10 protein-coding genes and 5 pseudogenes are annotated in these 12654 nt (G+C 41.1%); 8 read left to right on the top strand and 7 right to left on the bottom strand.

Annotated elements, in window-relative coordinates; genetic code table 11:
- Nucleotides 1-486: 486 nt before the first annotated feature.
- The 4 genes from AACU33_RS36605 to AACU33_RS36590 all read left to right on the top strand — a co-directional run bounded on the left by AACU33_RS36605 (nt 487) and on the right by AACU33_RS36590 (nt 2759).
- Nucleotides 487-753: a helix-turn-helix domain-containing protein gene (locus AACU33_RS36605; protein ID WP_339376556.1), complete on the top strand. Its 267-nt coding sequence runs from the start codon at nt 487-489 to the stop codon at nt 751-753.
- On the top strand, nt 666-1598 hold the full coding sequence (locus tag AACU33_RS36600) for an IS630 family transposase (protein ID WP_096595569.1): 933 nt from the start codon (nt 666-668) through the stop codon (nt 1596-1598). The genes AACU33_RS36605 and AACU33_RS36600 overlap by 88 nt, the downstream gene beginning before the upstream one ends.
- A gap of 130 nt (nt 1599-1728) precedes the next feature.
- Entirely contained in the window at nt 1729-1995 is a 267-nt protein-coding gene (locus AACU33_RS36595; protein WP_339376555.1) for a hypothetical protein, read from the top strand.
- 50 nt (nt 1996-2045) lie between these two features.
- Nucleotides 2046-2759 (top strand): HNH endonuclease, encoded by a 714-nt coding sequence (locus tag AACU33_RS36590; protein ID WP_339376554.1) that lies wholly within the window; start codon nt 2046-2048, stop codon nt 2757-2759.
- Nucleotides 2760-3061: 302 nt separating this feature from the next.
- On the opposite strand, the gene pyrC is transcribed toward AACU33_RS36590, so the two are convergent.
- Both pyrC and AACU33_RS36580 read right to left on the bottom strand, forming a co-directional pair.
- Complete coding sequence (gene pyrC / locus AACU33_RS36585) at nt 3062-4090, bottom strand: dihydroorotase (protein ID WP_096595565.1); 1029 nt, start codon at nt 4088-4090, stop codon at nt 3062-3064.
- Nucleotides 4091-4557: 467 nt separating this feature from the next.
- Nucleotides 4558-4716, bottom strand: a pseudogene (locus AACU33_RS36580) (IS5/IS1182 family transposase); the annotation flags it as partial.
- A 98-nt stretch (nt 4717-4814) separates the two neighbouring features.
- On the opposite strand from AACU33_RS36580, the gene AACU33_RS36575 reads away from it, so the two are divergent.
- Nucleotides 4815-5546, top strand: coding sequence for a transposase (locus tag AACU33_RS36575; RefSeq protein ID WP_096595561.1), 732 nt, complete (start codon nt 4815-4817; stop codon nt 5544-5546).
- A 224-nt stretch (nt 5547-5770) separates the two neighbouring features.
- Here AACU33_RS36575 and AACU33_RS36570 read toward each other — a convergent pair whose 3' ends face one another.
- The gene (locus tag AACU33_RS36570; protein ID WP_096595559.1) at nt 5771-6910 is read right to left on the bottom strand and encodes an ISAs1 family transposase; all 1140 of its coding nucleotides are present in this window, start codon (nt 6908-6910) and stop codon (nt 5771-5773) included.
- Between the two features lie 204 nt (nt 6911-7114).
- Between AACU33_RS36570 and AACU33_RS36565 the strand changes: the two genes are divergently transcribed.
- Nucleotides 7115-7570 (top strand): transposase, encoded by a 456-nt coding sequence (locus AACU33_RS36565; protein WP_096595557.1) that lies wholly within the window; start codon nt 7115-7117, stop codon nt 7568-7570.
- A gap of 28 nt (nt 7571-7598) precedes the next feature.
- Nucleotides 7599-7928, top strand: a pseudogene (locus tag AACU33_RS36560) (molybdopterin cofactor-binding domain-containing protein); the annotation flags it as partial.
- Nucleotides 7929-8105: 177 nt separating this feature from the next.
- Here AACU33_RS36560 and AACU33_RS36555 read toward each other — a convergent pair.
- The gene (locus tag AACU33_RS36555; RefSeq protein ID WP_096595555.1) at nt 8106-9002 is read right to left on the bottom strand and encodes an SDR family oxidoreductase; all 897 of its coding nucleotides are present in this window, start codon (nt 9000-9002) and stop codon (nt 8106-8108) included.
- Nucleotides 9003-9350: 348 nt separating this feature from the next.
- On the opposite strand from AACU33_RS36555, the pseudogene AACU33_RS36550 reads away from it, so the two are divergent.
- Nucleotides 9351-9635, top strand: a pseudogene (locus AACU33_RS36550) (DUF6444 domain-containing protein); the annotation flags it as partial.
- 122 nt (nt 9636-9757) lie between these two features.
- Here AACU33_RS36550 and AACU33_RS36545 read toward each other — a convergent pair.
- The 3 genes and pseudogenes from AACU33_RS36545 to AACU33_RS36535 all read right to left on the bottom strand — a co-directional run bounded on the left by AACU33_RS36545 (nt 9758) and on the right by AACU33_RS36535 (nt 12626).
- On the bottom strand, nt 9758-9937 hold the full coding sequence (locus AACU33_RS36545; RefSeq protein ID WP_096595551.1) for a hypothetical protein: 180 nt from the start codon (nt 9935-9937) through the stop codon (nt 9758-9760).
- Nucleotides 9938-10495: 558 nt separating this feature from the next.
- Nucleotides 10496-11507 (bottom strand): annotated as a pseudogene (locus AACU33_RS36540) (ISH3 family transposase); the annotation flags it as partial.
- Nucleotides 11508-11555: 48 nt separating this feature from the next.
- Nucleotides 11556-12626 (bottom strand): annotated as a pseudogene (locus AACU33_RS36535) (ISKra4 family transposase).
- Nucleotides 12627-12654 lie beyond the last annotated feature (28 nt).

Below are 12654 nucleotides of genomic sequence, written 5' to 3'. Positions count from 1 at the left end.
ATCCTTGTAAATCACAGGTTTTTTGTTTACCTCTTAACAAAACTTTACAACGTGTCCCATTTTGCACGTATCTCGGCGGCCACCCAATTAGCGCAGCTAAGATAATCAAAATTCTCTGCGATGACTTCATGTTATAGATTGTTTTCTAAGCTATCAAGAAGCCATAATTCTAACTGCAACTCAAAAATTCAATGATATTCTTGGGGGTGCGATCGCTCTACCTGCCACCTTTAATTCTTCCTAGCCGTACAACGCCAGGGTCAACTGAACACACATCTGCCAAATCCCTGCTGTTCCTATAGTGTTACAACATCAATAAATTTGCCAATACCGCCAAATAAAGAGCTAAATTCACCTCATTGTTCATTTTTTTGGCTTTATACCCACAAAAGCTATAACTTAAACCTCATCCATCTTGAAACCTGGAGTTTTTCAAGAAGATATATTACTCTGTCTTAAGTGGGTGTAATTGAGAACGAAACAGGAATGCTCAAAGTAGAATGCGAGCGCTGGAATGAAAGTGCCGCAAGATTGAGAGAAGAAGCATTAAAAGCAAATCATGCTCGTACCCGTGAGCGATTAATGGCACTGTATGAGATATGTAATGGAAAAAGTGCAACACAGGTAGGTAGGGAAACAGGACGCAACCCTCAGACAATAATGGCGTGGGTACATCGTTACAATCTTTCAGGTGCTTCGGCATTGCGGTATCAACGCACAGGTGGTCATCCCCCCTTTTTTCCTCAGATATAAACAAAGCGATTGATTCGGAGATTCGCAAAGCTTTAGAACTGGCAGCGATACCACCTCAGAAAAGACAGCAGAATCAAGAATTCTTACCTCGTTGGACATTAAAGCGTTTAGTAGCATGGATAGACCAACAATTCCATCTCAAATGTTGTCGTGAATCAGTGCGTAGAACTCTCAAAGATTTAGGCTTCTCATGGAAAAAAGCGCGTAAGTTGTTAAATAAAGCCAACAGTAAAAAACGTGGTGAATTTATCTTAAAACTCAAGGGCTTACTCGAGGATGCTCTGGATAATGGTCATTTAATAATTTTTATCGACGAGGCACACATTCATCTTGACAGCGATGAAGGTTATGGTTGGTCAATTAAAGGTGAACGTTTTTGGGTCAGTTCCAACTCCCCAGGAAGAGCCAAGGTTTCGTTTTATGGGGTCTATGTTTACAACTATGCCAAAGTCAAAATTTTTCCTTACCTCAAGGCAGACCAATTCAATACGATTGATGTTTTAAAACACCTGAGAACTGAATTTCCCGAGCGCGACATCACTCTAATTTGGGATGGTGCTCCTTATCACCGGGCACAATTGGTAAAAGAAGCATTGAATGTTTTACAAATCAATCTAGAACCCTTGCCTGGTTACAGCCCTGATTTTATGCCTGTCGAACATCTGTGGCAGTGGTTGCGTGAAGATGTTACTTATCACACATGCTATCAATCTCCTACAGAATTGATTGAACGTGTTCATCTATTTGAACAAGATATTAATGCTCACCCCTTTGATATTAGCGATCGCCTATGGGTGAAAAATCATCTTGACCCTGATGAAGAAAAACTACGGGTTTCAACTTAGACGAGGTTTAATTTACAATTTCTTTAAAAATCTTGTTAAGAATTTCGTGATTAATGCTCTTGTGATTTTTTACTATCAACATACAAGCTGGACTAAACACTCAATACTATTTTCGACAGTCTACTAGAATATGGATTTCATCAACCAAGCACAAAAGTTAGCATCTCAGGTTAGAGATAAAGTTCAGGAAGTGGCAACTAATGCAACTAACAGTCTAGATGAAGTGGTTGATGGAATTAAAAACACTACTGTAGAGATTACCACTTCAAGCATTAATGCAGTCGCTGATTTGCAAGGATTATCAACTACAGCAGCCAAGGTTTTCAAACTGTACAAAATGTTAGCAAGGCATTTGAAGCAGCTGCTATTGGGGCTACTACCTCTAGTCTGGTTATAGCTAATGCTCTGCAAAACTTGCCTTCGACAGCCACAGAATTAGCGGCAGAAATGCCCAAGATTGCAAATAGGTTGAGGTATCGTGCTGGTTTAAGAGTTGGTGACTCTCCTCGCTCGGACACCGATGTAATCAAGCTTTTTGAGAAAATCCCTGGTACATCAAAGCTGGGAGCTAACGAACGGACTATTCGTGAATTTCTCAGCGATAAACATGGCAGTCATATCATTCCACGCTCCAATGGTGGCTCAAATGGATCTGACAATATTCTTTGGGAAGTAGGCGTTGATAATCTCCGTCGCGGTGCGGAAGTTATGACTGTTGGAGAGCAGTTCTATATCCGGGTTTATAATGCTGTAGATTCTATCGTCAGCAATTCTCTGACAATTGCTAGACTTGGCATTACTGCAACGGGAACCGCCATTCTCACCCAAGTTATAGTAACAGCGATTTCATACTCTCTAGATCTTTACAGAGGCGACATCACTGTTGAAGAGTATAAAACTTTAATCTTAGAAGCAGCAAAAACAGCAGGCATTGCTGCACCAATTGTTTTTCTCGTGTTAGTGGCTGTGTTGGCTTTATTCCCAGAATTTACGGTTATATTGTCAGCACCAGTGGTAATTGCAGGTTTCAATGCCTTATTTGGTATGAGTATAGCTGTACCAATCGTTCAATCGTTGGTTCGCCATACCCAAGCTGGTGGTTTTGGCATAGAAGCTGCTGAAACTTACAAAGGTTTGTTTGGTGATTCTGCACCTGCTTGACTTACAGAAATATTTTGTGGGGTAATTATCAAGCGTTCACGCAGTGTGCCGTAGGTATCGCTCTTCACAAGGTATCGTCCATCCAACCACAATCGGAGTTTGGGCAATCCCAATGCACACAATTAGTATCATATTTGTCAAATGATGCACCACAATCGGGACCCCCGAAGGGCAAGAAAATGTTCGCACAGGAGATGATCGAATGGATAGAGAAGCCTGAGGGGGTTGAGCCAGAATTCAAATTACTCGTTGGACTAAGCTAACCGACAGGATTTCACAATGGCTGATGCACAATGCGAATGTCATACCATTTGCCATGTCATTTCCTGCCCTGCCCCCAAAGGTACAAGCCCAGATTCCATAAATGGAACTTCATCAGGAACGCGCCAAGTCTTTTTGGACAAGGTAATTCGCTCAGTATTACGCGGCAGTTGATAAAAATCTGGGCCATAAAAGCTAGCGAACGCCTCCAGTTTATCCAGGGCTTTCACGCTTTCAAATGCTTCGGCATACAACTCAAGGGCGTGCAGAGCCGAAAAGCATCCCGCGCAGCCACAGGAACTTTCTTTGCTGGTGCGGGTATAGGGAGCGCTATCGGTACCTAGAAAAAACTTCGGATTAAGCGATGTTGCCGCTTGCAACAAAGCCTGACGATGCTCCTCCCGTTTCAAAATGGGCAGGCAATAAAAATGGGGGCGAAGGCCGCCTTTGAATAGGGCATTACGGTTAAACAACAAATGTTGTGGCGTAATTGTTGCCGCGATGGTGTTGGCAGACAGGACATACTGCACCGCATCGGAGGTGGTGATATGCTCAAGCACCACCCGCAGGTTGGGAAATCGCTGCTTGAGGGGTATTAAATGTCGCTCTATAAACACCTTCTCGCGATCGAAGGTATCAACATCGTTATCGGTCACTTCCCCATGCAGTAATAACGGCATGTCCACCTGCTGCATCGCTTCAAAGACGCGATCGCCCTTGCGAATATCCGTCACACCGGAGTCTGAGTTGGTTGTTGCACCGGCTGGGTAGTACTTGACCGCTTTGATAAACTGGGATTCTTTCGCTCGGAGAATGTCGTCGGGGCTGGTGTTGTCGGTGAGGTAGAGCGTCATCAATGGCTCAAACTGTTGGCCCTCTGGAATGGCGGCGAGGATGCGATCGCGATAGGCTGCCGCATCTGCCACCGAGCGGATAGGGGGCTTCAAGTTCGGCATAACGATCGCGCGGGCAAACTGACGCACCGTATAGGGCAGAACTGCTTTCAGTGCTGCACCGTCGCGCAGATGCAGATGCCAATCGTCAGGTCGGGTGATGGTAAGCTTTTGCATCCTTTAATTATAAAACGGCAACAAGGGCCTCATGAAAATAGGGGCGATCGCCATTGAACGCAGGCTCAAGGCTCAATGTCAAAATAAGCAAGAATTAGGCAATTGCATATATGACTTGCTTAAAAGTCATGTAAGCCAACAATTATCGGAGCCATTATTTCGCAGCTTTCTTGCCTGGTCGCGGCAGCCGCAGATTCATAAGCTTAAAAAATCTTTTTTGGCATAGCGATCCCTGGCATTAAGTAAAGAAATATAACTTATTTACAAAATTGCATAAATGCCGTCGGTAGTTGCAAGGAATTCGCCCAGGCTGCTGGATGTGAGGAAACCACTTTTCTTGAGCGATCGCCCTTGAACGAATTTACTCACAGAGAGTGGGGCAATCGCCACGCGAAATTCAATTTCAGAATGGGCGTTGTTGCATGAATCAAAAAAGGTACACCTTCTCTCGATAGATCTGGTATTAGTTAATCTTCAACTTTGTAACTGTCAGGCTTGCCCAATTGAATCATGCGGTTAAGGGCAGCACACTGCAAAAATAACTCGACGGCTTGATTGTCAAAAAAGCGTCGTCTTAACTTGCCCCCAAAAATTGTCTTGAGTCTAAACATAGCTGTTTGAGATAACAATACTCCGGACAATTTTTAGTTGACGGAATAGACAAGAAAGCTATCGAACCATTAAGGTGCTGATTAGAAGAACCTTGCACCGACTCGATAGCCATATGGAAATTGTACAAAGCTTACTGACAAAAATGGGGATTTTCCATAAACCACAGATCAAAGCATTGACAACGCTGTTTGCGACGATTCTAATTGCCTGTGGCAAGGTAAACTTTACCAACTTGAGCCGCTACAGCGGACGAACAGAGAGAACTTATCGCCGACAGTTTAAAAAACGGTTTGATTTCGCTCAGTTCAACGCGGAACTAATCAAAGCAGCAACGTCTTTTCATCACTCAATGATTGCCGTGATGGATTGTTCATTCATTGCCAAAAGCGGGAAAAAGACCTTTGGACTAGACCAATTTTATAATGGCAGTCACAATCGAGTTGAGAGAGGATTAGAGGTATCCTTGGTGGCGGTAGTAGATGTAGAAACGGAAGTGGCCTATAGTCTGCTTGCTGAACAAACATTTGACCAAAGCGAATGTCCAGAACTGACGCGGATGGACTACTATCTCCACCACCTGGAAATTGCTCAACCTCAATTACCTCCCCAAGTTCGCTACCTTGCTGTTGATGGAGCATATGCTAAAGAGGCATTTGTCAAGGGAGTCAGAGCACTGAATCTGGATGTGATTAGTAAACTGCGCCGAGACGCGAATCTGCGATATGTGTTCGAGGGTGAGCAGAAAGCACGGGGAGCTAAGCGTAAATACGATGGCAAAGTTAATTTAGCTGACCCGACTCGCTTGACAATGGTTAGCGAACTACCCAGGGCGAACGCATCTTAATTGCTAATAAGAATTGGAAAGCAAATTCAAATATCTAGAATAAAGACAGTTTTCTGAGATAAATATTGAATACAAATCAAAGGATAACCTTAGATATTTAAAATTTAATATTTGCCCTGAAGATATGATTTTAAATCAACAATTAGCAGTAAGTGAACAAGATGACTTAATAACTGCGACCTGAATAGAAAATTAGTTATAGCCTGATTCAATGTCCTATAAAATCAGCTTGAAGCTAAGGAAAGTAATCTAGTTAAATATTGATTATCCATTGCAGCTAGAAATTGTTTGTTTTTTACTCCTACCTTCACCCGTTTCTCTTTACCTAATAGATTCACTGCAATGTGGCGCAGAACTGCAAAATTTTGTGGTGCGTTATCTTTTCTTATGCGGCAATTATCTTCGTTTAATGCTACATCCAATACCCAATGTAGTGAATTTTCAATTCCCCAATGGCTGCGAATAGAATTAGCAAACTTTTGGGCGTTATCTTCCAGGCTACTAATAAAATAACGGGTTTCTACAGTTGTCTCGCCATCTAATTCCCGTACAGACTCCACCATGCCTATGCTATTTAATTTTGCCCAAACTGAATCTGGGTCAAGCTTATTTCCGATATTAGATATCATTAGATAATGACGAATTTCGTGACGACCATGACTAACTTCTTCTGTTTTATACGTGCTATGCTTTAATCCTTGGAAGCCTGTTCTTATTCCTTCAGCAATCAGTTCTTCTACTTCATTAGCAAGATTTCCTTGATTCTTTTTTAAGGTAATTACGTAGTCTGCATCTTGCTGGGCAATTAACTTTACAATATTTTTTTGACAGCCTATTGCATCTATTGTCACAATACACCCAGACAGTTCTAGCACCTTTAACAACTCTGGGATTGCTGTAATTTCATTGGAATGAGAATCTACTTTTACTTGACCTAACACCATTCTATTTGTCGTTGCCCAGGCACTAACTATTTCAATCGCACTTTGCCCAGATGCTTTATCATTAGAACCACATAGAGTCTTACCGTCAATTGCTACTATTTCCGCTGACGTTATCTTTTGTATTGTTCTCATCCATGACAGAAAACATTCTTGGAATTTTTGGGTATCTAATTGAGCAAATACCCTTGCAAATGTATCGTGTGATGGTATCCCGTTTGGTAACTCCAAAAACGTTTTTAACCATTCATATTTCGTGCAGCCATATAGTTCAATTGCCACCCAACTATCTGCTCCACAAATTACTGCACAGATGGCAATGGTAAGAATATCAATTAACTTGTGCCGTTTTGTGCGATCTACTCTTGGATCTTCCATCTGTGCAAAGTGGTCAGCAATTGTAATTTTGGGCTTGAGCTTCACGCTTTTTTAGGTACTTGATTCTACATTTGACCATCCATCACTTTACCATCCTAGTCGCTTTAGTTATCCTCCATACCACCGACTAAGACGGAACTTTGCCGCTAGATTTTCCTGCTTTTAGCCCTTTTTTAGTATTCTTGTACTATATTTAGATGCGTTTGCCCTGGCGAACTACCTGAAGGAGTTAAACTCTATACAGCAGTTGTGTGGCACGTTTCATTAAAACGTAAGATCCGTCTGGCTTATTTACTCGACCACCGTAACCCTAGCAAACCGAGTTACTCAGTTCTATTCTCAACAGATATCAACCAATCAGCAGACGAGATTTATCGTTTCTACAAGCTGCGCTTTCAAATCGAATTTATCTTCCGTGATGCTAAACAGTTTACCGGACTGAGTGATTGTCAAGCCCGTGATGTCAAAAAGCTGGACTTTCATTTTAATGCCAGTTTTGCTGCTCTCAATATTGCCAAGCTCGATGCTCATCAGCACCAGTTGGGTCAAAAACCCTTTGTCTTCTCAATGGCAAGTATTAAGCGACGTGCACTCAATGACCACTTGCTCGACACTTTTATTTCAAAGTTAGGACTCTGTGAGACTGTAATTAAATCCCATCCTAACTATCAAAACCTACGATCTTACGGCATTATTGCTGCTTAATTTTGTCCGAAGTATTGAGATAATGAACCTTGATGCTAAAACAGCCAACAGTCAACTGATTGGTGGGATTATTTATGGTATTGGTATGGCGTTAATGGAACATACGGTCATAGACCCGAATCTAGGACGCGTTGTCAACCATGATTTAGCTGAGTATCACGTACCAGTGAATGCAGACGTTCCCGATATTCAGGTGTTGTTTGTCGATGAACATGACCCACATATCAACCCGCTTGGTGTCAAGGGAATTGGTGAAATTGGTATTACTGCTACTGCGGCAGCGATCGCTAACGCTGTCTATCATGCCACAGGTAAACGCGTCCGCGATTTGCCAATTACATTAGACAAACTACTATAGATCTGGCGATCGCAACATTACCAATGTCAAAAGGGGCAGGGGAATAGGGAGCGAGAGGGAACGCACGTCACAGTTAGTGCAAATGCGATGAGCGTTCACCTCAACGCGCTCTTATCAGTATTTTCAAGATCAGTGACTCTGATAAAAGTTCTCCTAGAGTTGTTTCAACATTTTGAACTAGGCAATCCCGATGCCGCCTGTTACACCATAAACTTCTCCCGTGATGTAGCTACCTTCTTGGGAAGCAAGCAACACATACACAGGAGCAATTTCCACAGGCTGACCGGGTCTTCCGAGCGGAACTTCAGAACCAAATTTCTCGATCTTGTCCTGGGTCTGACCACCACTCGGCTGTAGCGGTGTCCAGAATGGGCCAGGTGCGACTGCATTAACACGCACTCCCTTCTCGATCATCTGTTTTGCCAGAGATTTGCTGAAATTCTCAATGCCCGCTTTCGTCATCGCATAGTCAAGCAGACTCGCTGAAGGTTGATAAGCCTGAATCGAAGTGGTGTTAATAATCGATGCTCCGGGTAAAAGATGTGGAATGGCTGCTTTGGTAATCCAAAATAGCGCGTAGAGGTTTGTCTTCATCACTTTATCGAAATGCTCAGTCGTGATCTCGCTAATTGAGGGGTAAGATGTCTGTGCGCCAGCATTGTTCACGAGAATATCTAAACCGTTCAAAGATTGCACTGCATCTGTCACCAGCTTTTGGCAAAAATGCTCGTCGGTAATGTCACCGGGAAGCGCAACCGCTTTGCGCCCTGATTGTTCAATCAATTGGATGACCTCTTGAGCATCAGCCTCCTCGCTCTTAAGATAGGCGAGCGCGACATCAGCACCTTCTCGCGCAAATGCGATCGCCACAGCGCGCCCGATACCAGAATCGGCTCCCGTGATCAATGCCTTGCGACCTGCAAGCTTTCCACATCCAATGTAGCTTTGCTCACCGTGATCCGGTTGGGGCTGCATCTTTTGAGCAAGTCCTGGTACGGGCTGCGGTTGTTGGGGAAAGGGCGGAGCGGGATATTGCTGCCGGGGGTCTTGCATCTCTAATCGATCGTCTTTCATTGCTTGTTTTGATAGTTTTTGCAATTCCAGACTTAAGTATCAAAGATCGAGGAGAACGATTCCTCACCCTTTCAGCAGAATAATGTTCCACCAAGACCTCATCTGGGATAGCTCATGAGTTGCTGAGGTTAGATATTGGTAGATGAGTTACTCTGCATCACGATAGTGCCAGTGGGATAACGGCTAGTTGTTCTTGATAGAGCGCTTCCCAATTGGGAAATTCTCGTTCAGTCATGATTTGTTACCTTTTGAGCTTATGTTAACGCGATTCCTAATTTTCTACTATCACAAGTTAATCAAATCACAGACCCAAAAGCGATCGCTTGTGGGTGAAAAATCACCTTGACTCTGACGAGGAAAAACTACGGTTTTCAACATAGACGAGGTTTAAAAGCCAAAACAGAAGAAGAACTAAACCAATTGTCAAAGGAACAGTTGGTAGAAATTATTAAGGCGTTGCAAGAGGAAGTAGCAAGGCTCAAACAAAGCTTAAAAATTGACAGTAAAACTTCATCGAAACCTCCATCAGGAGATATCCACAAAAAGAGCGAAAACAAAAAAGTATTAACACAAGAGGAATCAAATCAGCCGAAAAAGAAATCAGGTGGGCAGCCAGGACATCAAGGAAAAACGTTTACTGATCGGCTCCAGTTTTTTTAGAGTTTATCTAGCTGCAAAAGTCCAATTTTTGACTCTTGAGTACAGACGCGATAAATCGCGTCTTTGCAACTCTTTACACACTTGAAATTACCACCTCAAAATACTAAAACTCGATAAAAAATTATCGGTAAACCAGCAATTACAGCAGCAATACCTGTCCACAACGAAAAACTCTCAATATCAGATTCATCCAACGCCAAGCTCATTTCATTAAATGTCAACATCAAGACTGTTAGTATCAGAAAAAAGAAGCCAAAGTGTTCTAAATCAATCATTATTGTCCTTATCTTTTTTATAGAAAGTGGTCAAATTCATCTTTAAAAAGCTCTGGCTGGTTTTTCCGAACGTAAAAGTTTATCAAAAACTAAGATTGAACATTAATGTCAATCAGTGAAGCAATAACCTGAGCTTTGTCAATTGCATTAAAATAATTTTATGCATAGTTAAACAGGTTTTAACCTACCTAAGGCGGAGAGGATAGCTATATCACCAGGAGTAAATTACTAATATTTGTTTACCATCAATAAAAAATTCAACCAATGAGTTCACTGGCTGAAATTTGTTAGAGGATTATTACAAATCAAAGTGATAAAAATCACAATTTAATAAAATATAGGATTTACGCAAGTCCAGTGCGTTAGCGTAGCGTAACGCACGGTAATACAGATGATTCAGGGGATGCGTTATTAACCAGTAAACCAAAAAGTTTTTGAGAGAAGAGCAATAGCTAGACACAATGTAGCTTATGATACTTAAAAATACAGAATATCCTGACTAGCAGACATAGTATAGATTATGATTACTGATAATTAGCTAGCCGAAAATGGTCAATATTAACCTGATGGAATATATATGCTTTCAACGACTTGATATTTCCGCTGTAGGGCTTGAGATAAAAAGGCTAACATCTGTTTTAGCGCAAAAAGTATGCGATAAATTAATCGGCTACCTTTCCTTTTACGACTGATTCTGAGCCAAAGTAGATTTACCCAAATATTAACTAAAAGAAAAGATATACCCACAAATAGTAATCTCAAAACTGGATTTTTATTATTTGTTCTAATTCGACAAATATTCTTCAGACGATAACTAGTTTCAATGCCAAATCTTTTTCTATAATCTTGATAAATATAATTTAAATTTGTTCTTACCTTGTGAGCGACATAAACAAAGTATTGAACTCCACGCTGATTACGCTTTCCCTTCCTATACTTACAAATAATCCATAAATCAAATGTAACTGAATCATCTTTATCTCTTGTTATTGTATAAGTAGTTTTATAACTTTTCCTGCCCTTGAGAAATTGCTTTATACCTCCCTTTTGTCCAGTTTTGATGGCAGGCAGAAGAAAGGGAATATCTAATGCCTGCAACCATCGGATTACAGGAGTATTAAAAAAATCTCTATCTAAATAGAGTTTCTTCACATTTATTTTAAGAGAGTCAAGTTCTGATAATAAATAAGTAATCAGAGCAACACTAGTATCTGATTGACGAACACCCCTTATTGCAAGGGTTACACGCTTATTCTTAGTAATCACATATAAAGTTGCTCAAGAAGTAAAATGAATGAGTACCAGCTTTGGGTTGACTTCGATATATGTATGCTGATTCCTCTGATGTTGGCTTACCATAATAACAAATTAAATTTAAATCAATCGCTATTTTAAAGAGCCTTTTTTTCAATCCTAAAGGAATTCGACTTTTCATCGCTTGATTTATTTACGCCTCTAATTCCTCAAACTTGTTGATTTTATTGAGATGATATCTAATATCATTAGCTGTGGGAACGTTCTTTAATAATTTGGCTGTATTTTTAATACTATCTCCACTACTAGCTGCCTTAGAGACCATTTATAAAGTAAATCTTTAGGGGAGCATCCCAGTTTTTATTTAGCGAGCAGAGATTAAACCATTGAGATAAGCACAACGATGAGCTAGGACTTGAGTAACATTATCAGATTTCCATTGTGCACCAGAAATTTTAGTTCGACAGTCAATTTGTTTAACAGTAGACTCAATAGCGCCAGAACCGATAGAACAAATCTGTTCAGCTTGATAATACTGATAATTGACAATACAGTGTCGATATTTTTCAAGGTAAGCACAAAAATTTTCGGCTTGTTTGAGATTACACTCAGAAAACACAGCGATAGCATCATCAACTTTTCCTTGCCAGAGAAGGGTTGTAGCCTGAAAGAGCCGTTGATTTGAACCACCCACCTTATGTAGATTTTCCATAAGGTGAAACCAATCAAGCACCTCTCGACGCTGGTGTTGGGGAGCAAAATCGCGCACAATATTCCAAATGCCGTCATGACCATCGCCAATACAGGTGAGAATCGAAGCAAGTGGTTGAGTGTTGACCCAATCAATCACAAGACTATTTTCTTGAAATGAGGCAGCAATCGCCTGTTTGTCATGTAAGCAAGTAGCTTTATAACCCTTCCAATCACAGGGTTTACCTTCTGGAGTACGAATGCGGATATTTCCGCCATCCACACTCAATTCTTCCACGATTGATTCTACTTGTGGTAATTCAAAATTTTGCCGATGTACCAGTCTTTGCTGTATAGTTTTTGATACTTTTACCCCAGTTAAATATTCGATATCTTCTGCCGCACGTTGATACGATACCGACGCGCTGATTCGTAGACAACAAGCTTCTAAATATGGACTCAATTGGTTATGTAGTCTGAGTTCTAGCTTTTGTGCTTGAGAGTTGGTAATTGGCAAAATCCCAATTATACTTTTTATTTTTCGTTTGTATCCCCTGCTTTCTCCTGTGGCATTTTCGATAAAAAAAACCCCTACTTCTGGCATGATATATTCCTACATTTTTTGGCGTACTATTGATTCTATTTTTGCCAAACTTGTCAGTTGCTCACTTGCAGTATTTTTGTACAGTATCTTTGCTATTGCACGAGAATGCTCTATTATCTGTTGTTCTTCTTCGGGAGTCATGGATACACCTAGTTTTGATGACTTTATT

This window comes from Calothrix sp. NIES-2098 (assembly GCF_963875125.1).
Taxonomy (GTDB): Bacteria; Cyanobacteriota; Cyanobacteriia; order Cyanobacteriales; family Nostocaceae; genus Aulosira.
Note: the sequence above shows the minus strand (reverse complement) of the source record. Positions and strands in the feature narration are given on the sequence as shown.